Source organism: Streptomyces prasinopilosus (assembly GCF_001419695.1).
Lineage (GTDB): Bacteria > Actinomycetota > Actinomycetes > Streptomycetales > Streptomycetaceae > Streptomyces > Streptomyces prasinopilosus.
The window spans coordinates 1-686 of record NZ_LIRG01000450.1; the positions used below are offsets into that span (position 1 = coordinate 1).

At 66.5% G+C, this 686-nt stretch carries 1 protein-coding gene; it reads right to left on the reverse strand.

What is annotated here, in order from left to right:
- Positions 1–686, reverse strand: a 686-nt coding sequence (locus tag AOK18_RS19025; RefSeq protein ID WP_157865126.1) for a DUF475 domain-containing protein, incomplete at both ends; no start/stop codon positions are given.

A 686-nucleotide genomic window follows, 5' to 3' on the forward strand; every position in this document is an offset into this window, starting at 1 on the left:
CGAGGGCGCCGATCGCGTAGTGCGCGCCGTGCTCCAGGAAGACGTACTCGTCGAGGGTGCCCTGGCGGACCAGGTAGACCGTCAGCGAACGCACGTACATGGCGCCGATGCCGAGACCCAGGGCCATCAGCACGATGTCGTTGGTGATGGCGAAGGCGCCGATCACGCCGTCGAAGGAGAAGGACGCGTCCAGGACCTCGAGGTAGAGGAACATGAAGAACGCGGCCTTGCCGCCGATGGCGAGGGCCGTCCTGGGCTTGCCGGCCCGCGCGGCCTTCTCCTCCTCCTCGTGCTCACGCTCCTCCGACTCCTCGAGCCGGTTCTCGAAGTAGCCGGAGAGCCCGCCCACGATCATGTAGGTGATCAGACCGCCGATGCCGGCGAGGAGGACGGTCTCCGCCTTGTCCACGTGCAGGCCGCCGTGCTGGTGGGCGTTGGCCCCGACCGTGAGGGAGGCGATCAGCAGGACGATCAGCGCGATGCAGGCCGACAGCATGTCGACCTTGCCGAGCTTGGACAGCGGACGCTCGATCCAGGTCAGCCACTTGATGTCCCGGTCCTCGAAGATGAAGTCCAGGAAGATCATCAGCAGGAACATGCCACCGAAGGCGGCGATCGACGGGTGGGCGTCGGTGACCAGTTCCTGGTAGCGGTCCTTGTCGGTGAGGGCGAGGTCGACCGCCTCG